At 41.0% G+C, this 26,792-nt stretch carries 25 protein-coding genes; 5 read left to right on the top strand and 20 right to left on the bottom strand.

Annotation, left to right across the window (positions count from 1 at the left end):
* Positions 1-5: 5 nt before the first annotated feature.
* The 3 genes from G6R09_RS04895 to G6R09_RS04885 all read right to left on the bottom strand — a co-directional run bounded on the left by G6R09_RS04895 (position 6) and on the right by G6R09_RS04885 (position 4,198).
* Positions 6-1,556 (bottom strand): DUF1800 family protein, encoded by a 1,551-nt coding sequence (locus G6R09_RS04895; RefSeq protein ID WP_163920813.1) that lies wholly within the window; start codon positions 1,554-1,556, stop codon positions 6-8.
* A 406-nt stretch (positions 1,557-1,962) separates the two neighbouring features.
* A complete protein-coding gene (uhpT, locus tag G6R09_RS04890) occupies positions 1,963-3,351 on the bottom strand; it encodes a hexose-6-phosphate:phosphate antiporter (RefSeq protein WP_065167223.1) in 1,389 nt (462 codons plus the stop codon).
* Positions 3,352-4,054: 703 nt separating this feature from the next.
* Positions 4,055-4,198: a hypothetical protein gene (locus tag G6R09_RS04885; protein ID WP_156673535.1), complete on the bottom strand. Its 144-nt coding sequence runs from the start codon at positions 4,196-4,198 to the stop codon at positions 4,055-4,057.
* A 239-nt stretch (positions 4,199-4,437) separates the two neighbouring features.
* On the opposite strand from G6R09_RS04885, the gene G6R09_RS04880 reads away from it, so the two are divergent.
* The 4 genes from G6R09_RS04880 (at position 4,438) to G6R09_RS04865 (ending at position 9,805) form a co-directional block, all read left to right on the top strand.
* Entirely contained in the window at positions 4,438-5,208 is a 771-nt protein-coding gene (locus G6R09_RS04880; protein ID WP_235859646.1) for an AraC family transcriptional regulator, read from the top strand.
* A 212-nt stretch (positions 5,209-5,420) separates the two neighbouring features.
* Positions 5,421-8,561 (top strand): bifunctional proline dehydrogenase/L-glutamate gamma-semialdehyde dehydrogenase PutA, encoded by a 3,141-nt coding sequence (putA, locus tag G6R09_RS04875; RefSeq protein WP_163920810.1) that lies wholly within the window; start codon positions 5,421-5,423, stop codon positions 8,559-8,561.
* 9 nt (positions 8,562-8,570) lie between these two features.
* Complete coding sequence (locus G6R09_RS04870) at positions 8,571-9,263, top strand: proline dehydrogenase (protein ID WP_163920807.1); 693 nt, start codon at positions 8,571-8,573, stop codon at positions 9,261-9,263.
* 176 nt (positions 9,264-9,439) lie between these two features.
* Positions 9,440-9,805, top strand: coding sequence for an STAS/SEC14 domain-containing protein (locus G6R09_RS04865; RefSeq protein ID WP_065167201.1), 366 nt, complete (start codon positions 9,440-9,442; stop codon positions 9,803-9,805).
* 70 nt (positions 9,806-9,875) lie between these two features.
* On the opposite strand, the gene G6R09_RS04860 is transcribed toward G6R09_RS04865, so the two are convergent.
* The 17 genes from G6R09_RS04860 to G6R09_RS04780 form a co-directional block, all read right to left on the bottom strand.
* Entirely contained in the window at positions 9,876-11,102 is a 1,227-nt protein-coding gene (locus tag G6R09_RS04860; protein ID WP_163920805.1) for a beta-ketoacyl-ACP synthase, read from the bottom strand.
* The gene (locus G6R09_RS04855) at positions 11,099-11,824 is read right to left on the bottom strand and encodes a 3-ketoacyl-ACP reductase FabG2 (protein ID WP_163920803.1); all 726 of its coding nucleotides are present in this window, start codon (positions 11,822-11,824) and stop codon (positions 11,099-11,101) included. The genes G6R09_RS04860 and G6R09_RS04855 overlap by 4 nt, the downstream gene beginning before the upstream one ends.
* A gap of 9 nt (positions 11,825-11,833) precedes the next feature.
* Entirely contained in the window at positions 11,834-12,295 is a 462-nt protein-coding gene (locus tag G6R09_RS04850) for a hotdog family protein (protein ID WP_060996829.1), read from the bottom strand.
* Entirely contained in the window at positions 12,288-13,538 is a 1,251-nt protein-coding gene (locus G6R09_RS04845) for a beta-ketoacyl-[acyl-carrier-protein] synthase family protein (RefSeq protein WP_163920800.1), read from the bottom strand. Before G6R09_RS04845 ends, G6R09_RS04850 begins: the two co-directional genes overlap by 8 nt.
* Positions 13,539-13,555: 17 nt before the next feature.
* On the bottom strand, positions 13,556-14,167 hold the full coding sequence (locus tag G6R09_RS04840; protein WP_163920798.1) for a DUF3261 domain-containing protein: 612 nt from the start codon (positions 14,165-14,167) through the stop codon (positions 13,556-13,558).
* Between the two features lies 1 nt (position 14,168).
* A complete protein-coding gene (locus G6R09_RS04835; protein ID WP_163920795.1) occupies positions 14,169-16,541 on the bottom strand; it encodes an MMPL family transporter in 2,373 nt (790 codons plus the stop codon).
* Positions 16,525-17,202 carry an outer membrane lipoprotein carrier protein LolA gene (locus G6R09_RS04830; protein ID WP_163920792.1) on the bottom strand — a complete coding sequence of 226 codons (678 nt, stop codon included), beginning with the start codon at positions 17,200-17,202 and terminating at the stop codon, positions 16,525-16,527. Before G6R09_RS04830 ends, G6R09_RS04835 begins: the two co-directional genes overlap by 17 nt.
* Positions 17,189-17,629, bottom strand: coding sequence for a thioesterase family protein (locus G6R09_RS04825; protein WP_065167195.1), 441 nt, complete (start codon positions 17,627-17,629; stop codon positions 17,189-17,191). Before G6R09_RS04825 ends, G6R09_RS04830 begins: the two co-directional genes overlap by 14 nt.
* Positions 17,630-17,747: 118 nt before the next feature.
* Positions 17,748-19,304, bottom strand: a complete 1,557-nt coding sequence (hutH, locus tag G6R09_RS04820) for a histidine ammonia-lyase (RefSeq protein WP_065167194.1) — start codon at positions 19,302-19,304, stop codon at positions 17,748-17,750.
* Positions 19,294-20,982 (bottom strand): glycosyltransferase, encoded by a 1,689-nt coding sequence (locus tag G6R09_RS04815; protein ID WP_163920789.1) that lies wholly within the window; start codon positions 20,980-20,982, stop codon positions 19,294-19,296. The genes hutH and G6R09_RS04815 overlap by 11 nt, the downstream gene beginning before the upstream one ends.
* Positions 20,979-21,338, bottom strand: coding sequence for a 3-hydroxyacyl-ACP dehydratase (locus G6R09_RS04810; protein ID WP_235859645.1), 360 nt, complete (start codon positions 21,336-21,338; stop codon positions 20,979-20,981). Before G6R09_RS04810 ends, G6R09_RS04815 begins: the two co-directional genes overlap by 4 nt.
* A gap of 25 nt (positions 21,339-21,363) precedes the next feature.
* Positions 21,364-22,767: an AMP-binding protein gene (locus tag G6R09_RS04805; RefSeq protein WP_163920786.1), complete on the bottom strand. Its 1,404-nt coding sequence runs from the start codon at positions 22,765-22,767 to the stop codon at positions 21,364-21,366.
* A gap of 39 nt (positions 22,768-22,806) precedes the next feature.
* Entirely contained in the window at positions 22,807-23,370 is a 564-nt protein-coding gene (locus tag G6R09_RS04800) for a hypothetical protein (RefSeq protein WP_065167222.1), read from the bottom strand.
* A gap of 5 nt (positions 23,371-23,375) precedes the next feature.
* Positions 23,376-23,633, bottom strand: a complete 258-nt coding sequence (locus tag G6R09_RS04795) for an acyl carrier protein (protein WP_065167190.1) — start codon at positions 23,631-23,633, stop codon at positions 23,376-23,378.
* Positions 23,634-23,638: 5 nt separating this feature from the next.
* Positions 23,639-23,896 carry a phosphopantetheine-binding protein gene (locus G6R09_RS04790; RefSeq protein WP_060996818.1) on the bottom strand — a complete coding sequence of 86 codons (258 nt, stop codon included), beginning with the start codon at positions 23,894-23,896 and terminating at the stop codon, positions 23,639-23,641.
* Between the two features lie 43 nt (positions 23,897-23,939).
* A complete protein-coding gene (locus tag G6R09_RS04785; protein WP_163920783.1) occupies positions 23,940-24,722 on the bottom strand; it encodes a 1-acyl-sn-glycerol-3-phosphate acyltransferase in 783 nt (260 codons plus the stop codon).
* Positions 24,719-25,456 carry a beta-ketoacyl synthase chain length factor gene (locus G6R09_RS04780; RefSeq protein WP_163920780.1) on the bottom strand — a complete coding sequence of 246 codons (738 nt, stop codon included), beginning with the start codon at positions 25,454-25,456 and terminating at the stop codon, positions 24,719-24,721. Before G6R09_RS04780 ends, G6R09_RS04785 begins: the two co-directional genes overlap by 4 nt.
* Positions 25,457-25,711: 255 nt before the next feature.
* Between G6R09_RS04780 and G6R09_RS04775 the strand changes: the two genes are divergently transcribed.
* Complete coding sequence (locus G6R09_RS04775; protein WP_065167187.1) at positions 25,712-26,779, top strand: methyltransferase; 1,068 nt, start codon at positions 25,712-25,714, stop codon at positions 26,777-26,779.
* Positions 26,780-26,792: the final 13 nt, after the last annotated feature.

Raw genomic sequence — 26,792 nt, 5'->3', positions numbered from 1 at the left:
TTTAATTACCCTTCACAGAAAAATTCAGGTGCCGTTGTTGCAATGTATATGGCGTTGATAAAGCGGATATTGAGTTGATGAGGCGCGGTGTGGCGAGATAAAACCTGATACATATAATCTTGAAGGCTTTTTGACATTAAGCCCCCGAAAAAACGTTCATTAATAAGGGCCACATATTCTGTTGTGCCCATTGATAAATCATGAAAATCAGTACGATCCCAATGCCATTCTTTGGCGTCAGTTTTATTCCATTTTAATGTGTTATACCACATGCGATTGTGAGTTTTACGCATGATATCTGCAGTTAGAATTGTAAATTCTGGAGCAGCAAGGCCTAAATTAGTAATTTCACCTTGAGGGGCATCATCAGGTTTATAAAAGTTAAATACGGTTTCGGCACAAAGTGCAGCTTGACCATAAGTGACCTCTGCCCATTGGGTATCCCACCAGTGATCACCCACAGCATGCATATTCAATGCGCGTAACTGATTAGCAACGACAATGACTGGCTCTTTTAATAAACCAAAATGTTGCTGTTCAGCTTTAGGATCTTGCCCTGCAGCGACACTGATACCATTAAAAACATCTGGGTCGGTGAGAACGGCTTTAATGGTGGCTTGCAAATCACCACGGATACCATCGCCGTTATCTTCAAATACTTCGCTAACACGTCGAATATGGTTACGACTAGGATTACTGGTCACAAAGCGTTTAATCAGGTGAATTGCAACAAAAACTGGGGTATTACTATGGTTAAACAGCATATCAGCTACAGCATCGAGATCTTGGTCTGCATTTTGACCTGCAGGGAAGTGGGTTCCCATTACCGTCTTTTCTTCCATATCATGCTGGCTATTATCCGCTGACATTGGAGCGATCCAATCATAGACCCAATTTTCATGATTGATTTTCCAGCCACAGAGTAAACGTGACATATTCTCAACATCATCTTGATTATAAGTCGGTATTCTATTGCCATCTTGGTCTAGTACGGGCTCACCATACTTATCAAGTTGCCATAATCCGATAGTGAATAATTGCATGCATTCACGCGGGAAGTTCTCATCAGGAAAGGTGTTTGTTTGTGGATTATGCTTTTTACTGCTTGATAATGTTAGGTATCGTCCCATCATAGCGCTGATAGTAATTTCTCTAAATAAGGTTCTGAAATTACCAAAAGCATTATCAACTAAGAGATCATAATAATTGGCTAAGCCTTCATTTAATGAGCCTACACCATGCGAAGAGACAACAAATAATTGACTTAATGCATAAGCCATACGTTGACGTAATTGATCTTCACCGGTAATAACACATTGCCACCATATGCCTTGGCGCATGTCGTCTTGGGCGTTATTAAAATTAGAACTCGCAAGAAGGGCTCTTAATTTAGGTAAGTGGTGGGTCGGAGGGACAGAAAATTGTTCATCAAACCAAGCATCAAAGCCATTTTTTTGAAGATGATCAATTTGACCTTTTTTAGGGCCAAATGAACCACGATAAAGAAATTTAGCGCACTGACGGCGGTCATCGCTGTATATTTTTGTGTCTGTCATTATTATTCCTGTTGGCACTTATATTGTGCCAATCTTATAGTGATATATATGGGTCTTATTTGAGGGGGCGATAATACGCTAAAATATATTTTTAGGAATGGTGATATTGAAATGCTGACATTTAACTGACTTTTTGTATCATTATTTAGCCAAATATTAATAATAACAATTAATAGTATTTAATTTATCGTGAAAGGCTATTTTCTATTATTATGTTAATAATGAGGTGGTATTTATAATTAATAATTAGTTTATATTCTATTTTTGCATTGGCAATAAAGGAGTATTCTATCTGGCTATTGACTTTATTCTTAATTAGAATAAAGAAATCTATGTTCATCAATGATAGATAATAAAAAACCCTTATAATCAATTTAATTATAAGGGTTTAATAAAATGGTGGTTTTTAATTTGTGAGTGACTGTCGTGCTAACTTTTTAATCTTAATTTCTTCAAAAAGTGCCACTATTGCCATAAGCACACAACAAGCAATCGCTGCAGCTTTGATCGCTGCAAACGTACCACTCCAGCCATCAAGACCAAAGAAAGGGTTGCCTTCAGCAATATAACCTAGACCAATTTTTGCAAATGAGTCACCGATTAAGTAAGCAAACGTACCTTTAACACCATCTGCAGCAGCTAAACCTTGCTTAGGTACAAAGCCAATTGCCGCAACACCAATCAGAAGTTGAGGCGCAAAGACTAAGAATCCTAACGCAAATAACGACGCTTTATAGGCAAAAATAGAATCAGCATGCTGGTAGTAACCTAAGGTAAAGACGATACCAATCAATGCAATACAAGATACTGCACCACGGCGGCCATTAAATAAGTCTGATAATAAGCCCCATAAACAAGTACCAACTAATGCACCTATTTCAAACATAGTAAAACCTGAGTTTGCTACGTCTTTAGAGAAACCTAATATTTGGTGCGCATACACTGTTGACCATTGATCGATACCACTGCGTACGATGTAAAGGAAAACGTTAGCAAAACAAAGTAACCAAATAACTTTGTTAAACAAAACATACTTCTTGAAAATTTCCATCTTCGTTAGTTTGTTTTCTTTAACTGCATTATCTTCTTCTGACACTGGTTCTTCAAAAATGTCTTCGACTGTACCAAGACCATAGGCTTCAGGACTATCGTTACCCATAAAGAAGCCAATAATCGCAATAACAATCGCAATTACAGCAGGGAAGATAAACATACCTTGTACGTCACCGCCAAAGAAGTAATCAGCACCAAACATTGCAACAGCTGCGGCTAATGCGCCACCTGCATTATGGGAGATGTTCCAGAAGCCAACCCCAAGTCCGCGACGATTACGTGGCGTCCAGTTGGTGATCGTAACCACAGAGTTAGAACCACCGCCTGATTGGAAGAAACCAGAGGCCGCATAAAGGATAGTCATCATAATAAATTGGCTAGAACTTGGCCCCATGACTAAGCCCATACCAAGGATACAAAAACCTGATAATAACAGCCCTAATGGCAAAATATTTTTGGCATTTTTGCCGCCAGACCAATAGTTTAAGATGGTTTTACCAACACCATAGGTGATTGAAAAACCTAAACCAATAGTACCAAGCTGGGTCAAACTCATACCATAGTCAGAAATCATATCATTCTGGGCAATATTAAAGTTTTTACGCACCAAGTACATGGCCATATAACTAACGAAAACAACTAAATAGGACTTTAAAAAAGGAGAGAACCATAGTTTTCGACGTTCTTTTGGCGACAAGTCAAGCGTAGGCTTGCGGACGCGTTGAAGTATTGATAATTCCATCGGCAGAATCTCGTTAGGGCTTAAATCAGATTTGTATTTAATAAGACAAATCGCGGCAGCCGAGACCATACCTATACAACAGAAAAAAGGATTAAGACTTTTTCCTAGTTTTTTTGTGGAATTTTAAATCTCATTGTTAGATCACGTTTTGAGGTTTTTTATTGTAAAACAGAGATTTCATTTTTGGTGATTTGTGGCGTGGTTGTTTTTATAAATATGGTGATGGTGGCATAACGGCTATTTATCATATAATAGCTTTTTAGAGGGATTATTTTCTATTTATATAATAATTATTAGAAAGTAATAATATTAATTTAGATTAGCATGGTGATGAGAATATTAAAACAGACCATTTCAATAGTCACTATTATGAATATAATTTTTAGAGTATATATTCTAAAAATTATATTTTAATTTGTACGTTGAAAAATAATGGAAATAATATTTAAATTCTTATTGTTGATTATTTTTGACGTAGATCACAGCTTAAAATTTGCCTATTTGTGATTTATCTACCATAGTTTAATTAACCTGAACTGAGATATATTATCGAGCTTACGGAGGAAACAAGCTGTTTTCCATCTAACTCAGGGATTCAGGTTCCGGTTGTTATTAGTAGACCTATTCAACCCGTTATTAATAACAATCAAGTTGCAACGCGTAACAGTAAGTTAAATACGTAAAAGCTTCTAAGGTAACACTCTTAGTTGTTAACAATTTGGATAGCAATACCGTAAAACTCTTGCTTCTTCGTCAAAATATCGGTCCATACATAGTTATCGGACACGCCAAGCTCAACGTAATGAGTGACGAAGCGTAACAAACTTGATGTGCCATGTAAGTACATTCAAGCGCAACATCCTAGCCGCACTGATATAGTGCGGCTTTTTTATTGGTAGCGATAGGAGCCTGTTTTTAAATATCAATATATTAATTATTATTGTTGAAATTATTAATATATTGATATTTAGTTGTTTTTTTGTTTTATCCACAAAAAAAGTGGGTAACTATTTAGTTGAAATGTACGCTGGTGATTATTTTAGAGGCAATGAAACGTCGTTATAAACCGCTATATGTAAGGAAGCAATGATGCTGCAGAAGTTACCACCATTAGTCGTAATCAGTCTAGCTCAAACGGTGAGTTACCACCGTCATTGTCACCACCAAATTGTGATTAGTTTATCGGGGCAATCAGAGTTTAATATTGATGGAGTAACAAGTTTAATCTACCCAGGACTTGGCTGTTTAGTTATGGCAAATTGTGAACATACCTTTGTCGGTGTAGGTGATAATGAATTGTTAGTGATTAATTTACCGTCAGATTTTAGTCACAATAACGAGATGGAACAGCGCATTAGGCAATTATTTTCTCACTCTGGGTATTTCAATTTAGATAACCAGTCTCAACAACTGATTCAATTATTGGCTTTTGAGATGAGAGCGAATCCTGATGATGAGTTGTTACAGCAAGCATGTACTATGACTTTATTGTGTGTATTACAACGCCATATTAACCTCCCCCACGGTGTAAATTTATCCCAACGTATTGATATTAATATAATTGATAATTTTATTCAGCGTAATATCAACCATAAAATTTCAGTGTCACAATTGGCAGCTATCGTTTTTCTATCTGAAAGTCAGTTTTATGCGTTGTTTAAAGCACAGACAGCTTTTACGCCGCAACGGTATATATTACAAAAACGGCTCCAGCTTGCTAAGCAATTATTACAAGAGAGTCAATTAACCTTGGCTGATATTGCTCAAATTTGTGGCTTCGCCGGACAAAGCAGTTTTTCACAGGCATTTAGACGTTTGTGTGGTATCTCTCCTGCACGTTATCAACGTCAGCTTTAACGAATTGTTGATGAAATTACGCATTAAACGTTATAACTAAGGTTGTGTTTACATCTGATTTTGTTAATCAGCAGAGTTTGACTAAAAATATTCAGAGAAAATAGCAAGACGACTATCGTTTCTCAGCATAATATCGGCATAAAACAACAACACAGTAACATTTTATATGTAGATAATGTGTTAATGGTGCCGATTATATTGAGGTATTTGCTATGTTCAATGCAGCTGATGTTCTTCAGCCTTCTTTTATTGATCAACCACTTGATCGGTTATGGTCGCTAATTTCGCCTCATTATGACGTCGATGAATCATGGTGGTTGGCGCAGCTATTGCCGTTAGCTGAGCCCTCTGTTCAAGAACGACATAATATAGAGCAACACGCCGCAGAATTAATTGTACGAGTACGAGCAGATAAACATGCAGTGCAAATGATAGATGCACTGTTATTGGAATATAGTTTAGATACCAAAGAAGGTATTTTGTTGATGTGCTTGGCTGAAGCACTGATGCGTATTCCTGATGCTGCCACAGCGGATGCCTTGATTCGCGATAAATTAACGGTTGCCGATTGGAAATCTCACCTTAAAAACTCTGATTCGTTATTTGTTAACGCCTCTACCTGGGGATTAATGCTGACGGGTAAAGTGGTTGGCTTAGGTAGGTCAGATAATGATTCGTCGTCTGATGTAATTAATCGGTTAGTGAATAAAATGTCTGAACCGGTGATCCGTCAAGCCATGCATCAAGCGATGAAAATCATGGGTTATCAATTTGTGTTGGGACGTGATATTGATGAGGCGATGAGAAATGGTAAATCAAAGCGTGATCAAGGTTTTAGTTACTCGTTTGATATGTTGGGTGAAGCGGCATTAACAGCCACTGATGCCAGTAAGTATTACCAAGATTATCTCTCTGCTATCGTTGCCGTTGGTCGTGATAACTATGCTGCTCACAAAGGAGCAAATATGGGCTCCCCTGATCCGACCATATCGATAAAACTATCAGCGTTACATCCTCGTTATGATGTTGCGAGCGAAGCACGAGTCTTAAATGAAATGTATGACTCCGTGTTGTCGTTATTGGTCTGTGCTCGTGAATATAATGTGGGTATCACCATTGATGCTGAAGAAGCTGATAGGTTAGAGCTGTCATTAAAATTATTCAAACAATTATATCAATCACCGCAGCTACGAGGTTGGGGCAGATTTGGGATCGTGGTTCAAGCCTATTCAAAACGTGCTTTACCGGTATTAGCTTGGGTGGCTGGATTAGCTAAACAGCAAGGTGATGTGATTCCATTACGGTTGGTTAAAGGTGCTTATTGGGATAGTGAACTTAAACTAAGTCAGCAAGGGGGATACAGCGCTTACCCAGTATTTACTCGCAAAGAAGCGACAGATACAGCATATTTAGCCTGTGCTCGAATGCTGTTATCGCCAGCCTTAAATGGGGTTATTTACCCACAGTTTGCGACCCATAATGCCCATACTGTGAGTGCGATAGTCGCAATGGCACCGCATAATCATTATGAGTTTCAACGCTTACATGGTATGGGGGATGCACTGTATAACCATGTGATGGCGATTCATCATTCACAAATTCGTATTTATGCGCCGGTAGGTAGCCATAAAGATCTGTTGCCTTATTTGGTGCGACGATTATTAGAAAATGGCGCGAATAGTTCGTTTGTTCATCGTTTGGTTGATGCTGATTGCCCAATTGCTGCACTGATAGAACACCCCGTTGATCGCTTAGAAAAATGTCAAACATTACATAATAATTTGATCCCTTTACCTGCAAATATCTTTGGTGATGAGCGTCTAAACTCAGCTGCAATTAATATCGATATTGACGCTCAATGGCAGCCTTTCAGTACTGCTGTTGCCGCTTTTGCTGATCATCAATGGCAAGCAGCACCGTTACCCATGACCACCACCGATGTTAGTGCAGAAATTATCACTGTGACCACGCCTTATGATCGACGTGAAGTTGTCGGTGAAGTAACGTTTGCAACTGAAGTGCAGGTCGATGAGGCAATATCACGCGCGGAAAATGCCTTTGATGATTGGTCAGCAAGCGCAGCATCTGTCCGTTGTCATTATCTATGCTTACTCGCTGAACAGTTACAACAGCATCAACATGAATTAGTGGCATTATGTCACCGTGAAGCAGGCAAAACTATTCAAGATTCGATTGATGAAATTCGAGAAGCAGTGGATTTCTGTCGTTATTACGCTCAGCAAGCAACACTGCGGTTTGAATCTTCGCAACAGATCACCAATTACCGTGGTATTGAGCAGCAATTACGCTATCAAGGTCGTGGTGTATTTGTATGTATCAGCCCATGGAATTTTCCATTAGCGATTTTTATTGGTCAAATTAGTGCAGCATTAGCAGCGGGGAATACTGTTGTTGCTAAACCTGCAGAGCAAACATCATTAATTGCTTATCGTGCGATTGAGCTGCTGCTAGAAACCGGGATCCCTGCTGGTGTGATTCAGCTTTTGCCTGGGCGTGGCACGAATATTGGCCAGCAATTATTGTCTGATGAGCGTATTGCTGGGGTGGTATTTACCGGTTCAACACCCACCGCACAAGCGATTAATCGTACATTAGCAGCAAGGGAGTGTGCACCGGTGCCCTTTATTGCGGAAACCGGAGGCCAAAATGCCATGATTGTTGATAGTACTGCATTGCCTGAGCAAGTGGTGCGAGATGTGGTGCGATCGGCGTTTGCTTCAGCTGGTCAACGCTGTTCTGCATTGCGGGTTCTTTTTGTTCAAGCAGATATTGCTGATCGGGTAATAGATCTCATTAAAGGGGCAATGGCTGAGATCAAAGTTGGACGTCCTGAACTTCATCGCACCGATGTTGGGCCGGTGATTGATAGGGCCGCACGTAATAAATTACTGACGCATATCGAAACGCTAAAAAACCAAGCCAAATTAATTGCACAAACGCCGCTAGGTGTTGAATGCCAGTTTGGTGATTTTGTGCCACCTACGGCGATTGAAATCAGTGATATTACGTTGTTACAACAAGAACACTTTGGCCCTATTTTGCATGTGATTCGGTTCAAGGCGAATGCGCTATCTGATGTAATTGATCAAATAAACCACACTGGATTTGGATTAACGCTGGCGATCCATAGTCGCAATGAGCGCACTTATCTCGATATAGAGCAACGTGTACGCGTAGGTAATTGTTATATAAATAGAGATCAAGTCGGTGCTGCTGTCGGCGTACAACCTTTTGGTGGTCAGGGACTATCGGGTACAGGACCAAAAGCTGGCGGACCTCATTATTTGTACCGTTTTACTCAAGATTGCATTGAACCAATAAATAACCAATAAGGAGTCGTCATGCAGCAAACAGCAAATAGTCTACAAGTACTTATTGATAACAGTGAAGTGGCGATGCTTGGTTGGAATAGGATTGGCTTTGATGAACGAGCCGCGATTTTACAACGCTGGGCAAAGCAATTACCGATGAATCTTGGCGTTATGGTGAATTACCAATGTACTAATGCACTGCAATATATCGCTAATACTGAGTTGATGCCAGGGCCTACTGGTGAAACCAATGCACTGTATTGTAGTGGTCGAGGTGTGTTTATTATTACAGTACAGCAAGGCGTCAGTAAGGAAGCGATTGTTGGCCAATTAACCGCAGCCTTAGTGTGCGGTAATTCGGTATTACTGTGTATTGATGATCAGTACTATGCTCAGCAGGTAAAACAGGATCTTGAACAGTTAGGATGTAGTGCTGATGTGATAACAGTAGTGAAGATTACTCAACTTGATGGGTTAGTTAATCATCCTCAAACCGCGGGTGTTGCTTATTGCGGCGATCTGCAAGCAACACAGCATTTGGCGCGTCAATTGGCACAACGGCAAGGATTATTAGCACAGTTAGTGAGTGAACTTGATAGTGAAACGTTAGCCGTCATTGGCGCTCAACGATATTGCTTACGGTTTATCACTGAGCGTACTCGCACGATTAATATTACAGCAGTAGGAGGCAATGCGACTTTACTAGCATTAGGCAGTGGTTAATAAGAGCTTGGAATGACGATAATCGTTACTAGGGGTATTGCTATTGTTGCAATGTGATATTGAGTAAAAATGTGTATTTAGTGACTGAAGCAAGATAAATAAAAGCGCATTATAATTAATAGCTATATAGCCATAATATGTTTTTAGCTCATGTAATATTAAAGAAGGAATTTTGTATGTTAACCATGATTGATATTGGTATTGATAACGCCGTTGCTTTTACGTTGTCAGGTAAAGTGACAGAAGATGATATGAAGCGAGTGTTGATGGATGCTGAAGCTAAAACTGTTGATCATGGTGGTATCGTGATCTACGAAGAAATTGACAGTTTTTCAGGCATTGAGTTCGCCGCCATTGTTGAGGAGTTAAAATACCTTGTTCATGCTGGCTTAAAACATATTACTCAAGTTGCGGTTGTTGCTGATGCGAGTTGGATTGAAAAAGTCGTTAAAGTAGAAGACGCATTGTTTAGTAATATTGATATTCAATACTTTTCTGTTGCTGAAAAACAACAAGCGATTACATTTTTACAGCAGCAATAAAGACGATAGGTTGTGAAAATGCCCTTGGTATCAAGCTCATATAAAGCCAATATGATACCAAGGGATAAGTTTATATACGCTTAAAAATCAATGAAGTATTAATACCACCAAAGGCAAAGTTATTACTCATGATATAATCACAATCAATATTTCGACCTTGGCCTTGAAGATAATCGAGCTCACCACAGCGTGGATCTGGAGTGGTTAAATTCAAGGTCGGGTTAAACCAGCCATTGTTCATCATTTCAATACTTAGCCATGCTTCAATAGCACCACAAGCACCTAAAGTATGTCCAAAGTAGCTTTTGAGGCTGCTGATTGGGGTTGTATTGCCAAAAATATTGGCTGTCGCCTGACTTTCAGCAATATCACCTTTTTCAGTAGCGGTGCCATGGGCTGAAATATAGCCAATATCTTGTGGTTGTAATTGTGCTTGTTGTAATGCCATTGCCATACATTGCTGCATGGTTTGTTGTTGAGGCTGGGTAATATGTGCAGCATCGCAATTGGTCGCAAAGCCAACCACTTCCGCTAAAATCGTTGCCCCTCTATCAAGCGCATGTTGATATTCTTCTAAAACTAATGAGCCAGCGCCTTCGCCAATCACTAATCCATCCCGATCAACATCGTAGGGGCGTGGGGTCAAGTTGGGAGTGTCATTTTTAAGGCTGGTGGCAAAAAGGGTATCAAACACCGCCGACTCTGTTGGGCATAATTCTTCTGCGCCACCTGCAACCATCACGGTTTGATAACCATGCTTGATAGCCTCATAAGCATAACCGATGGCTTGACTACCTGATGTACAGGCACTACTTGTTGGGATCACGCGCCCGCGTAAGCCAAAAAACAAACCGACATTGACAGCTGCGGTATGCGGCATCATTTGGACATAAGTGGTTGCCGTGATTTCTTTGGTGGTTTTATCATTTAGCATAGTACCAAAAGCACCAATGGCAGGGGTGCTACCGATTGATGAACCATAGGCAATGCCAGTGCTGCCGTTAGTGAGTATATTCTGATCTAATAAACCAGCTTGGGTGAGTGCTTGCTCGGTGGCAACCGTGGCGAGTTTAGATACTCTCCCCATCGCGCGCAGTTGCTTACGGGTATAATGTTTTGGGACACTAAAATCGCTAATAGGGGCGGCAAGTTTGGTATTTAACCCGTCATACAGAGCGTAATCGTCCATATAGACCACTGCATTTTTACCCTCGCGCAATTTTTGTTCTACGGTTAGCCAATCTTGACCCAGCGCGGTTACCCCTCCCATGCCAGTGATCACTACACGACGGTTCATACTAAACCTCCATTAATAGAAATCACTTGGCGGGTAACATAAGCAGCGATATCTGACATTAAATAACTGACTAAACCTGCTACTTCTTGAGGATCACCCATGCGGCGTAATGGTACTTGCGGTAGCGCATGTTGTTTAACATGCTCATCAACCATACCGGTATCAATCAGCCCCGGAGCGACACAGTTAACGGTAATTTTACGTTTTGCCAGCTCAAGTGCGAGTGATTTTGACGCGCCAATTACACCAGCTTTAGCGGCGCTATAGTTAGTTTGACCGCGGTTGCCAGTAATACCCGATACCGATGCTAGCGTGACAATACGACCACCTTGGCGTAATTGCACCATTGGCATCACACATGGATGAAGGACGTTATAAAAGCTATCAAGATTGGTATGGATAACACCATCCCATTCTTGTTCTGTCATCGCTGGAAAGGCTGTATCGCGAGTAATTCCTGCATTGCTAACGACACCATAATAGGCACCATGCTTGGCAATATCTTGTTCAAGATGCTGGCGACATTGGTCACGATCACTGATATCAAATTGAATAATACGCCCTTGACCGCCCGCACGAATAATTGTGGCAAGAGTTGATTCTGCGCCTGCTTGATCACGCATATAATGGACAGCAATAGTAAATCCATCTTGTGCTAATTGGATGGCGATTGCGCGTCCAATGCCTTTACTAGCACCCGTAACAAGTACCTGTCGAGTCATGAAATCTTCCTATTGTTTGGTGGTAAGCAGGGTTGCAATTTTTTCTTCTGAAGGAAGATACGCATTGAGTTGGCAACTAGCAATAGTTTGTTGTTGATGAGTGATCTTGCAACTAAATACCACCATGTTGTTGTCTTGCATTAAGCGTTCGGCATGAATATCAAGCACGACCCCTTGCTTAAATTGCGCCCATTCACTGTGGTAACGACGACAGCCAAGTAAAAAACCCATTGGCGTTGGTTTGCCTTGTTGCCATGCATGATAACCGGCCCAACTCGCAATGGTTTGTGCCATTAATTCAATCCCAACATACGCTGCAACTGCGTGAGTGTGTTTATCAAAAAAAAGATTGTCTGAGCGGATTGTTACTTGGCAATGGACATTTTCCACATCAACACTGATCAGCTCATCAATTAATATCATTGGAGCTTCATGAGGCAATAATTGTGCTAACGGTGGTATTTTAGTCATTAACGTATCCAAAAATTAAGCTGATGTTATTACCACCAAAAGCAAACGAGTTACTTAATACTGCTGATGTAGTTAATGGTAATGGTTGTTTTACAAGTGTGATTGGCAGCAGTGGATCTTGATGACCATCGTTTATTTGTAATGGTAACGGTAGCTGATAAGCCAAAATATACCAGCAAATTGCAGCCTCGACGGCACTTGCTGCGCCAAGAGTATGCCCCGTGAGTGGTTTGGTCGAGCTAACCGCAACTTGAGAGCCAAATACACGTGCAATCGCTTTAGCTTCCATCGCATCATTAAGGGGAGTCGCGGTGCCATGAGCATTAATATAGCCAATATCATCAGGTTGTAAGTTCGCATCAGCTAATGCATTTCGCATCGCAACTTCTGCGCCATTACCGTCAGGATGCGGGGCTGAAATATGATAAGCATCAGAGCTATCACCAGCGCCTAAAAGCGCAATATTTTGGTGTGATAAACCTTTATTGTTATTGCTAATGTATCTATTTTTAGTGCTTACATCAGGAGTAAGTGCTAACAACATAAATGCCGCGGCTTCACCGATATTAATTCCATTACGGTTAACACTAAAGGGATTACAACGGCTAGCAGAAAGTGAATCTAGGCCATGAAAGCCATTGAGTGTCAGTCGACATAATGTATCTGCACCACCGACGATAACCGCATCGGCTAAGCCTGCTTTAAGTAACCGCTTAGCCGATAAAAAGCTACGTCCACTAGAAGAACAAGCAGTTGATATGGTGTAAACCAAGCCAGTTAAACCAAAAAAATCGGCAATAAATTGGCCGCTATTAGCTGGTTCTTGTTGGTGATAATGAAACTTTTCTGGTAGCTGATCTTGTGCGGCAAGGTGTTCTAATGCAACTTCACCGTCACTGATGCCAGAGGTTGTAGTACCGATTATTACCGCAATACGATCGCGACCAAATTGCTTAATAGCATGCTCTATTTGGAGGGAGATCTGTTCTAATGCTGATACTGCAAGACGGTTATTAGCGGTATTTTGATACGGGTATTGTTGCTCATCAATAGCGGCTAATGGCGCGCTTACTTGGCCAATAACTGTTTCACTGCCGTCATTGAGCCAGCCACAAACCGTCCGCATATCAGGACTAAACCCTGCAACTAGACGTTGCTGAATTTGTTCACTAGTGGCACCTAAAGCAGAATGAAAACCACAGCCACGAATATAGATTGGGGTTGCAGGTTGATTATGTTTCATAAAATTCCGTGCTGACATTATTGACGCTGATAGTGTAATGTTTTTATGGTGATTGTGTAATTAGGCCGGTGATTTACAAACGTAATTGTCCCTTTTAATTTATTCGCATTCTGGTAGTTAATATCGGCGATAACCATGCCTTTATCATCGATAAGTTGCCGCTGGTTCGCGGTTTGCTTTAATTGCCAACCAATGTGCTGTAACGGCTGCTGCCATGCTGAAAGTGGCCATAAGGTGATCATCATATTAAACAGAACTTGTTTTGGCTCTGGTAGGGTTGAACCTAAGCCTGGCATCACATAGGTAGTTAACTGCTGGTGGGTATAATCTAAGCTTAAAATACGCGAACCCCATGACGAAAATCCTGCTAGTGCTAATGCTTGTGGTGTGACTTGCAATTGCACCGGTAATTGATGATTGGTGTGTTGCCAAGTGGCTGTGATCAATTGACTGGCAGTTAATGAATAACCCAGTTGTGCCGGAGTGGGTAAGCTAACTAAGGTGTGCGGTGCAATTTCAACTTGATTTGATTGCGGTTGAGAGATAGTCGCACAGCCTGAAATAAATAAGCTTGTCAGTAATGTAATCAAGAAGCGACGTTTACTCTTGTTGTTAATAAAACGAGACATATCATTTAACTCCTGCTTTAGTCGTCGCTGGTGAAGAGGGCGTCATGGCCAAAGGCGCGAGTAACCATGCAATCATAATTCCTGTCAGTACCGTAATGCCAAAACTATGAATCGCTTGAGTTGCACTGAGGGCTAATAATCCAAACGATAATACCGTCGTTAATGCGGATAAAGTAATCGCTAATAATGTTGAACGGCGATGATGATCGTTAGCGGTTGATTTTAATTCTGCAAAAAAGAGGCTGTAGTCAATCCCAATCCCGAGGATTAATATTAACGCTAATAAATTAAACAGGTTTAATGGCGTACCACTGATACTGGTGATCGCAATCCCCGCACAACCACCAATGACTGATGGCATGATCATTTGAAGGCCTTTCTTTAGCTTATAGCGCCACACTAACAAGGCTAAAATCACCATGGTTGCCGCAATTAATAACTCAGTTACGCGTTGGCGGTATTGTCCAAAAAGCTGTGATACTTCATCGGCTTTATTGAGGTAGCTTAACTGGCTATCTTGTGCCACGAGTTGTTTAATTGCACTTAGCTGGTTAACACCAGAGAGCAAAATAACCGCACCATAGTTTTGCTCAGAAGGTGATTGATTTATGTTACCAAGCCAAGTAAAACGCAGTGGTTTTGATACTGGCGAAGCTAAATAATCAGCAATGGTTAACGGCTGGAATGTCGCTGTAAACTGTGGTGGTTGGCTTAATTTTATTTTTTTATCTAGCTCTGAGCCTTGCTGTTGATATAAATGTTTAACTAATGCGAAGTTATGCTTTTGAGTTGCAATTGACGGTAAGTAATGGCCTATACTTTGGTAGCTATCAAGTTTGTGAGTAATTACTAATTTGTCGAGTTGTTGATCGACGGCAGCTAGCTTTATTAATAGATCTTGCGCTGTTTTGGCTTTAACGAGCAACATTTGCTGACCACTACTCACTCCTGTAATAGCTTTAATGGTTGCTTCCTGCTGTTTGAGTTGCTGTGGTAATGCTTGTAGTTGGCGAATATCGTCATCATAGTGAGTATGATATAAACCGACTAATGAAGCTGTTGCCAATATTAATGGCACACTCCAACGAACGCTCGCTAGATGCCACAATTGTAGCCACCCATTAAGTAACTGGCGGCAAGGTAATGGTCGAGGTGAACACGGCTTTGATGCCAAGCTTGGATACCAACACACAACCGTGGCATAAGCGGCAATTAATCCAATTGCTGAAAATAAAGATAATTGCTGTAGTCCAGGAAAAGGTGCGACTAACATGCCTAAATAGCCAATCAGGCTGGTAATCAGACCTAAGCTAATTGCGACCCAAATATGCTTGAGCCCTTGGTGTGGATTCCAATCTTTGCCAGCGGCTAATCTATCGGTGAGGTAGTGAAATGCATAGTCAATTGAGACCCCAATTAAGCTTGCACCAAACACAAGACTAAACAGGTGCACTTTGCCAAAAATGGCAACGGTACCGACAAATGCAGCAATCAAACCACAGCTAATGGACAATAATGCCAATGCTAGCGGTAATGGACTGCGATAGACCACCACCAATAACACAAAGATCCCTAATAGCGATCCTAAACCTATGGTACTGATTTCTTGTTCAGCACTTTGAGTGCCGTGAGCCGCGTAAAAAATCACCCCAGTATGTAAAATATCAACTTTTTCTGTTGCAGTAGAATAGTGGTTGATGATCTGCTGTTGTAACGCATTAAGAGCCGGTAACTGGTGCTGTAATTTAACGCTATAAGGGGAGCCGGTGAGCTCTGCAGTAATTAAAGCGTAATGACGTTGCTGGTATTGGGTGGTTAAAAAGCCATGATTAAGACTGAAATGGCCACTTTGAGCGCTTAATTGGGTTAAAAAGTCACGAAATAATAAAAACGGATCGTGTTTAAGCTCGGCACCTGTCACTCCAGAAAAGGGATTATACAACGCTTGTAATACTTGCTCAGTTTGTTGGTGTGGGTTATGTGCTAACCGTTGCTGTTGTGCTGGCGTTAATAGCTGAAACCGCTTTGGGTAATATAGTTGTGCCCAAGCTTGTTGTTGGCTATTACTCATCTTTGCATCAATATTGGCAAATAATCCCAGTTTTACCAGTTGGTGACTAAATTGTTCAGCAGCAGCGATCATGGTGGCGCTATTTGGGCTGCCAACTAAAAAGATCACCTTATTACTCATGCTGGTAGCGATATGATCAAACGTTTGCTGAGCGGCTGGATCTTGATCATTTTTGGGTAATAACGCCAGAATATTAGTTTCAATGGGTAATTGTTTATTTGCGGTGAGTTGGTAACCCAAAGCGGCAACCAACAGCAACATAATGATAAGCCATAAGCGGCTAAGGCTAGAATTTGAAAACACGATGTTCTTCTGTGGTTAGCGAGGCGGGTGTTGTGCGCTGGTGGCTAAAAGTAATCACTGTTTTATCGCCACGAACTTCAGCCAATGTAAGTTTATTGATGAACTTATTTCCTGCAAGAGTAATATGCGTAAAGACTTTATTTAATGGCGCTTGTTTAGGGATTAATACGAGTTGCCACTGATTGGTACTGTTGTGAGCGTCTGCATTGTTGTTATCTACAGCTAAGGTAGTCAGTTTTAAATTAAATTGTTGATCTAATGCTGAAGTATCACCGTTAAAGAGGGCTAAAAAGATATGGCTAAAATAAAACACCATTGGGTTTTGAGCCGCTGAAATAATTTGTGGCGGTTGATTATCAAATTGCTGGCTAAGTTTATTTTGGGTTAACACTAATGAGACCGTCATTGGTGTCGTTTGATGCCACCATAGCCCTTGATTAGCTGCAATGACAAATTTGCCATTTGACACCAAGGGTTGATTAAACATTGCCATGGTTCGGCTTTGACTAAAATCGCCTCGCACGACCTTAGGGGCAGAAAGGGTCTGTTGGAGTTCGGTTAATGTCATCGCTTGAGCTGATAAACTAATGCTTGCTAACACAGCCCACAATAGGCTATTTCGCCACCATTTAAGCGTTATAATTGAATTATTGATTTTCATGCCAAGCCTTTATTTTATCAGTAAAAATAGTGGGTGAGACAAAACACATTTCGTGATTTTCAATTCCGACAGCGACCTGCATTGTGTAGCCTTTTGTCATTCTGGCGTTAGTCGCGGCATCGTAGATAATATAATCAACCCGCAGTCGATTTTCCCATTCAGTAACGGTTGCTGTTATGCGGATTTGATGATCAAACGGAATCGGTTTTATATATTTTACGCGTGTATCAATGATAGGCCATAAGTAACCAGAAGCTTGCATATCACGATAGCTATAATTGATTTTTTCCATCAATAGTCGGCGTACTTCCTCAAAAAAACGAAAGTAATTACCGTGATAAATCACGCCCATCGGATCGGCATCTTGAAAATGGGTCGTTAACGTCAGTTCGGCAGTCAGTAAAGGCACAGAAGAATGTGAAGTCATGGGTTACTCAGTCATTGTTAAAGTTAAAACGATACATCAAAGCTAACCATCATCGAATGGCCTTGCACTAGGGTCAAGGCCACGTAAGATCAAATAGTTGTTAACCGATCATTAGCGATCAATATAATGACCAATGTTGATGTTGGATCTTATTGATGAAATGACGTAAATCTTGTTCTAATGGACGATCTTCAATCACAAACTCAAAATCGCTCAGGACAGCTTGTTGCATCGCTTGTAACGCTGGACTGATATTAGTATCTGTCAGCTGATGCTCACGTTTACGCAGTTCAATGGCTTGAGTTGCCGCTAATAGCGAGGCTGCAGTGACTTGTTCCGTCAATTGTAATACACGTAAACAGTCACGAGATGCAATGGTGCCCATGCTGACTTTATCTTGATTATGGCATTCAGTGGAGCGTGAAAATACGCTTGCTGGCATGGTGTGTTTTAACGCCTCGGCTGTCCATGCCGAAATACCAATTTGAACCGCTTTAAAACCGTGATTAATCGGTTTACGTTCACCTGTCGCACCAGTTAAGTTAAAAGGTAATCCGTTATTGAACTTGTAATCCATTAACTGTGCCATTTGCCGATCAAGTAAATCAGCAATATTAGCTACTGCTGTTTTAAGCATATCCATTGCCATCGCAATATGACCACCATAAAAATGACCGCCATGAAGCACGCGTTCATTATCGCCATCAATGATGGGGTTGTCGTTGGCACTATTGAGTTCATTTTCGATCATTTGGCGCAGCCATGGCAGGCTATCTTGCAGTACTCCAATCACATGCGGCGCGCAACGCAATGAGTAACGATCTTGTAAACGATCACTGTTACGGGGAGGACGTTCAGCTTGTAGATCTGAGCGTAACCAGCTGGCAATTTGCTGTTGGCCTGGGTGGGGCTTTACTGCAAATAAGGCTTCATCAAAGTGGAAAGCGTTACCTTGAATACCCACAGACACCATAGCGGTAATTTTGGTCGCTAGTTGAGCCAGATACTCTGCGCGTTTATAAGCAATACAAGCCAATGCCGTCATCACTGAAGTGCCGTTCATCAATGCTAAGCCTTCTTTGGGCTTGAGTTTGATAGGTTTGATACCCAGCTCTTTAAAGACGTCTGCGGTTGGGCGAATTTGACCTTGGTAAATCACTTCGCGCTCACCAATCAGTGTCGCTGCGAGATAAGATAATGGGGTTAAATCACCACTGGCACCGACCGAACCTTCTTGTGGAATTCGAGGGCTAATATCATGATTGATCAAAGTAACAATTTGATTGAGTAGTGGGTGACTAACACCAGATACCCCTTGAGCTAATGAACATAAACGAGTCGCGAGTACAGCGCGCGCTTGTTGATGATCAAGATCATCGCCTAAACCACAGCCATGAAAACGGGTAAGGTTAAGCGGAAGATCATCGACAAGGTGAGTCGGGATCGCCACGGTACATGAATCACCATAACCTGTGGTCACGCCATATATGACCCCTTCTTCTTTTAATAATCGCTCAAGAAAAGCGACGCCGCGATCGATTTTACTGCTAAATGCGGCATCAGTGTTCATTTCAGCAGCGGCGCCATTACTGATGGCGACCACATCTTCAATCGTGAGTCGTTCAGCACCAAAGCGAATGGTTTGTTGGGGGATTGCGTGAGAGTTATTTGTCATCTTTTTTTCCACTAAGCTGCCAAAAATTAAAAAAGTTGTACCATTGTAATGGCGCTTGTAGCGTGTAGTGCTCAAGGCGAGTTGCATAGTGTTCAACCACTGTTTGTAAAGCGGCATTACGCGTGGCGCGAGGTAATATTATTTGCTCACTAAATGACTCAAAATAGACATCGAAGTGTGGGGTTGCTTGGCTATCATCACGTAGGCCAAATAATAAATAAACTGGGGTTTTTAGGATCGCTGCAAGAATAAATGGGCCTTGTGGAAACGGCGCTTGTTGGCCGAGAAAATTAGCCCAACTGACGCGAGTCTCATTAGCAACCGAGGTGCGATCGCCGACAATAACCACCCATTCTCCTCGTTCTATTTTTTGTTGAAGAATAATAGCAGTATCAGCGCCGAGTTGATTAACATGAATAAGATTGAGGTTAGCATCTGGATTGATTGCGTTTAAAACATGATTAAAACGTGCCGCATGCTCAGTAAAAACTAATGCATTAATTTTAATATTTTTATGACGTTGGCTAAGAGCACGACATAACTCAAGATTACCTAAGTGCGAGCCAAGAATGACCACACCTTGCTCACTGGACACAATATTATCAAAGTGATGTTGGCCATGAATGGTAAGATTATTAGCATTATAATCACCTTTCCAAGCGGCAAGTTTATCAAGCGTTGTGTGCCCAAATGACAATAAATGCTGGTAGCTAGAAAGATCAGTGGGTAATGGCTGTTGTTGTTGCTCGGCATAGTGGTGCAATTGTTGTAAATAGTGCTCTGAAGCCTGACGAGCGCTTTTACTGGTTAAATAATAATAACCAATCACTAATTTTAATAAGCCATTGACGGCCTTACGCCCTAGCAGGCTATAGATAGCCAATAAGATTTTAATACCTAAAATAGTGCCACGTTCGCTATTATTTGACCAGTGCAGAGAGCGTGAGTGGCGACGTTTGAGTAACCTTGGTATACGCGGCAACATACCGCAGAATAATTTGGTATGCATCCAACTGATTTTTACGTTATCCCATAATGCATCAAAATGAGAAATTCCTCCTTCAGGATAGATAACCTTGGTATCTATAAACTGAATATCGCCATTATTCCAATAGAAATACACCATTATTTCAGTATCAAATTCCATTCTTTGGCTAAAATGACGTTGTGCTAACAGCGGAATTATTGGCTCGATAGGATAACTACGAAAGCCACACATACTGTCTTTAATATCCAATGACAGTGTTTCAACCCATACCCAAAAATGAGTGATATAGCGGCCATATAAGCGTGATTTAGGCACTGAATCGTCGTAAATCGGCTTACCTGAAATAATTGCTTTAGGGTGTTGATGTGATAGACGAAGTAGATCTTGTACTGCTTCAAGATCATGTTGTCCATCAGCGTCTATCTGAATCGCATGGCTATAATTATGCTGATGGGCATGGTGTATGGCTGCGATTACTGCGCCACCTTTACCGCGATTTTTAGGCAACGTAATGACAGTAACGTTACTACGCAGTGCTTGCTGAGTAAGGATATCTTTGGTCGGCTGGTGACTGCCATCATCAATAATAATAATGGGATAAGCAAAAGTGTCTAATGCATCAATAATAGCAGGTACAGTTTGGCCGTGGTTATAACAAGGGATAATAAAACAAGGGTGAAACCAACTCATGCTGCTGCTCTCATGCTTATTCTGCCAGAAGAGTGAATGACTTGTTCGTTTTCAGGCGTTGTAGAACTAAAGCTAAAATGTAATTTTTGTTTGTCAACGATCCAATCAAGCGTCAGGATGATGGTGCTGTTGGGTAAAATGGGTTGTTGAAATTTAATCACATCCATTCCTCCAAACGCGGTTGGCATATTTTGAAAACAATCCCGTGCAAAATGGACCGCCCAATCAAGCTGGCTGACACCAGGTAACAACGCAAAGTTTGGAAAGTGGCCCTTAAAATCATCTAATTCACTATCGACACATAAAGTAATAACAGCGTGATGGTCAACAATATGGCGGTCAACTAAAGTCGGCATTGGTCTATTCATTGGTCGTTATTACTTATTGGTTAGGAATGTTAAACAGATTTTCAAGATCACGAATTAGTCGTTTGCCTTGGCTATTTAAGGGAATATCAGCCACTGGACGAAAATGACGAGGAATAGCGATAGGCTCTATCCATTGGCGTAATTGTTGACGTAACAGTAACCAAAATTTGCCTTTCCCCATCAGCTCTAGTTGCTCAACACCTTGTGCCGTTAGAGTGATCACTGCGCCAATGTGTATTCGCTGCTGATACTCTAACGGCAGTACTGCCGCTTCATTGATCGATTCAAGTTGGCACAAGCGCTGTTCAATTTCAGTGAGCGATATACGTTTCTCTTCAATTTTAATGACGCGATCAGTGCGGCCTTTGAGTTCAAAGTGATCATTGTCAATCAATACACAGTGATCACAAGTCTGATACCAATGTTTGGCATCGACAAAAGGAGAGCAAATTTTTAAGCATTGCTCAACATTGAGCGCAATCTTAACCACCTTAAAACGTGACCATGGCGTGGTGGGCTGCTGTTGCTGGCGATAACCAATTCCCCCTGTTTCAGTACTGCCAAACACTTCAAAAGGCAGTGTCTTACATAATTGTAGACACTGTTGCGCCGCAAGAAAGGGCAGAGGGCCGCCAGATGAAAATATCGCCTTGTACGGTGTAGTTGTGACATGATTATTGAGGCGCTTTAATAATGCCGGACTACTGATTAAGGTGTTATTGGTTGAAGCTTGCGCTGTGACCTGTTCAGGATATTCAAGATTAAAGCAATCAAAACTACGTCCGCTACATAACGGCCACAGTACACGAAATAATAAGCCATAAATATGCTGGTGCGAGACCGTACTGCAAATATGGCTATGGTGTAATTGCTGACCCCAAATAGCCTCTAATTGAGCGATTTCGTTATCCAGTAAATCAAGAGTTTTTATGATTGCTTTAGGTGTGCCACTTGAACCTGAGGTAAACAAGGTTAATTCAATATCAGTTAGCGTGAGTGCTGAAAAAACCACTTCAGCCATAACAGGTTGCTGTGGCTCATTGAGTAAGGTTGAGAGATTGATAGCGGTTAATGAAGCATCAACAGTCATCTCTGCATCATGTAATAGCACATCAAAATGTGCACTTAATTCAGCCAGTGCTGCGGGTTGGTGATTGCTAGGTAATATCAGTTGCTTATTTGCATGAATAACCGCCATAAAAGCGACGGCAAACACATAGCTATCTTTGCAACACACTGCAATTCGTGATTGTTCTATGGGTGCTAATTGCTGGCTTAAACAAAAAACATCTGCTCGAAATTGCGTCCATGAATGCTGGCTGAGACCATTAATTGCCACCGGATTAAGATGATGAGTAGGGCGTTGCATTAAAGTTGATAGCGAAATTAATGCAGCAGGTGTTATAGCTGTATCCATGACCGTTCTCGAGGGTTTATAATAAAAGTTAGTGCTTACTTAATCGGTGTTTTTACGGCGATACCACTGGCGAAATAACCACTCAGAGCCAAATAAGCTGCCTGCTAATATATAGCTGATAAAACCGTTATATAATGTCCATATGTGTAATGACATCAGACAAGTAATGAAAGCAATAGTGCCATTGATAATAAAAAAACCGCACCATATCTTTGTCACTTTACGGGTGTAGCTTACACCGCTAGCAGGTAAATCGGGTTCTTGTAAGCGTGCAATCCGCTCGATTAAGCTTTGTTGTTGCCATAAACTGCTACTAAATAGCCCTAGCATTAGTGCATTGATAATAACCGGGTAATAGAGCAACAACCCATGTTGCCGAAAAAGTGCACCTAATGTGACTAAGGTAATACCTGCGCCACCGCTTAACCAGCCAATATATTTTAGTTCTTTAAGTTGCGTCTGCTTCGCTGCGATAATTCGAACAATGAAAAATACTGCTAATAAAGCACCAACGGTTACTATCCCCCAACGACTAATGCCGTAATAAACTGCAATAGGGTAAGCAACTAAAGCTAATGCTGACAATATTGTTAGCAGACGCATTATCATTATTGAGCCTTAAGTAAATCAGCAACAGCGATAACAACATCATTAACGGTACGTACCGTTTTAAACTCATCTGCTTGAATTTTTTTACCGGTCAAATTTTGTAAACGTACAACGAGATCAACCGCATCAATGCTATCAAGATCAAGGTCTTGATAAAGATGAGAGTCTAAATGGATATCGTTAGCATCAAGTTCAAACAGCTCAACTAAAAGTGTTTTAACTTGGTCAAAAATCTGGTCGTTATTCATTTGAGTCATAATAATTACGCTTTGTTCTGGAAGATATAATCAGCAAGATTGGCCACTGATGCAAAATGTTGACGGGTGTTAGTATCATCTGCATCAATAACAATATTGTATGTTTTCTTGATTGCGAGTCCAAGTTCTAGGGCATCAATAGAATCTAACCCGAGGCCATCGTTAAAAAGAGGGGCATGGGTATCGATATCCTCAACGGTAATATCTTCCAAATTTAACACATCGATAATTAATGTTTTTAATTCTGTATGTAGTTGTTCCATATTACCTACTTCTGGTTAAGGTTAACGACAGTATAAATGTAGCTTAACTATCGGTTGGAAAAATAGCACTGGCTAAATGTTTATTAAGTTGTCGAGCTGCTGTGGTTGGAGAGTGATGCTCGGCTAAATACGGTGCGACACTGATTTTATTTTTTACTTCAATTAAAAAAAAGGGTTTTTGGTCGGGTATTTGATACCACTTTTGCTCTTTAGTTAAAAAGCGCGGCGATACCGTTATATGAATCACTCGTATATTAACCTGACTACGTATCGCGATTTGTGCCGCTCCACGCTGTAATTTTGCCGCTGCAGTGGTCGTTGTTCGAGTACCTTCTGGAAATATCAGTAATACATTACCTTGTTGCAAACGTTGACTACAGATATCTAATAGTGACTCAGGATCGCGATTAGGAATATAACCCGCCGCTTTAACAATGCCCTTAATAAAAGGATTATGCCAAATAGCCGCTTTGACAAGACAATCGCATTGGGGCAACTGCGATGCAATAAGTACATAGTCAATTAAGCTAGGATGATTAGCAACAATGATGCATTGCTTATCAGCTTGCAACGCCGCTAAATTATCAAACCGATAATCAATCACTTTTAAAAATCGCATCGTACGACAAAAAAAATTAAACGAGCGCTGAATAATAGTTTGTACTTTCATTTCACGTTGCTGAGCGTTTTTACTGAGTCCTAATATTATCGGGAACACAATAAAAGTAAGCACTAACGCACCACAGCCAAATAGAACAAAACAGCCAGCGGTTGCAATAAGCCGCCAACGTTTATTAAGCCACTGAGTGATAGAAGCTGAACTCATGATTGATATTGCCACTGCCAGTGTTGATTTTGAGCCTCAATAGACCATTGATTATCTTGATTAGCAAGATGCTTAATGATCGTCAGTGTTTGTGGATAGCAACTCACTGTGTGGTAGCGTTGAGTGGTTAATGTGGCTGTTGGCTGCCAACTTAATTGGCAGTCATTACCCTTTGATATCACCATCGCCAGTGCAAAGCTTGGATAGCGATGGCGTTCAAACTGCTGGTATGGTGACGGTAATGGTTGATCAAAATCGACCACTAATACGCGATGCTGTGGATATTGATTGAGATAACAGGCGACTTCAATCAGTGCCATATGAAGATTGTTTTCACCGCCAGCTAATGATGTCACCGCGATGGGTTGCTTGGTGGCAATAGTGTAGAGGCCTGCCGCGGTATTATGGACCGATTGTGAAAAAGCAATCGGTGAGGCGTCATCACCATTAATAATATCGTTAATTAAATCAACAGTGCGATGTAATTCGCCATGACGACTGGCAAAAACAATATAATCGATTTTATTTGATTCAGTGGCCATCAAAGCTGCTTGTAGTGCCAACTTACTCAGAGGGCTCATTCGACGGCGCATCATCGGCGGAATTTTATCGGCAGCTGGTGGTTGAGGCTCTATAAATGATGGGGTGTTAGCCCAACTCTGCCAATCTTGTTGGGTTGCTAAACCTGGGGCAAGGGCAATCCAATGGTCAATATTGAAATGAATGGTATTCATAGGCTCCACACAAACAGCGACATAATTAGGGCATTGGCAATAATAAGAGAAGTAAAAATAAAGTTTATCATTAAATCAATCAGATAACTGTGCAATTTATCAGCATCAATTAAATATTTTTATTTTGATGGTGTATTTTTTAGATTGTTGATATCAGCGTAATTATTAATATTGTTTGTTTTTAAACAGTACATCTTGAAATTAGCCCATTAAAATAGCGATATCATTTATCTCCACCTTGATTATAGGCTCAGTGTGACAGGTTTTACTAACGATCCATTTAATGCATTAGCGGCGAAAACAGAAGCTCAAAAATTAGCTTTTTCGCCAATAGTTTTTCATACCGCTCGAACGTTACGTGATTTAAAAATATTACAAGTATTGGATGATGCGGGTAAAAAAGGACTTAGTGCTGAGCAAATTTCCGTCGCAACCGAGGTGTCAGAATATGGTGTTAAAGTCTTATTAGACATGGCGTTAAGTGCCCATATTGTAACTTGGCAGCAGGACCGATATTGTTTAGCTAACCTTGGCTATTTCTTATTACATGATGGCATGACCAATGCCAATATGGATTTCACGGCGGATGTTTGTTACGCCGCAATGATGCATTTAACACAATCGATTCAACAGGGGAAACCAGCAGGACTTAAAGAACTCGGCGACTGGTCAACCATATACCAAGGGTTGTCACAATTACCGCCTCAAGCGAAACAAAGCTGGTTTGCTTTTGATCATTTTTATTCTGATCGTTCATTTCCATTATTATTAGCCAAAGTTTTCGCTCAGCCTCCACAGCGAATTTTTGATATCGGCGGTAATACTGGTAAGTGGGCATTACAATGTTGTCAGCATAATAAAGATGTCGAAGTGACGATTATTGATTTGCCTCAACAGATTGCTGTAGCCCTTGAACATGCACAGCTGGCCGGATTTTCTGAACGCATTAAAGGTTATGCTGTTGATATGCTTGATCGCAATCAAGCCTTACCCCAAGGGGCTGATGTGTGGTGGATGAGCCAGTTTTTAGATTGTTTTTCGCCGATGGAAATTTTAAGTATTTTACGTCGAGTAAGGCAAGCAATGCGCCCTGATGCCAAAGTGTATATTTTAGAATTATTTTGGGATGCTCAGCGCTATGAGGCTGCCTCTTATTGTTTAAATGCGACCTCGCTATACTTTACTTGTTTGGCAAATGGTAATAGTCGCTTTTATCGTAGTGAAGATTTTCTAGAGCTGGTAGCAGAGGCTGGTTTTATTGTGACAGAACGCGAAGATGATATTGGCTTAGGCCATACGTTACTGACGCTACAAGCAGGATAAAATAAGGATAGTG

It is taken from the genome of Photobacterium sp. Alg240-V54, assembly GCF_900537155.1.
GTDB lineage: Bacteria > Pseudomonadota > Gammaproteobacteria > Enterobacterales > Vibrionaceae > Photobacterium.
This window is presented reverse-complemented; position numbering and strand designations above follow the sequence as displayed.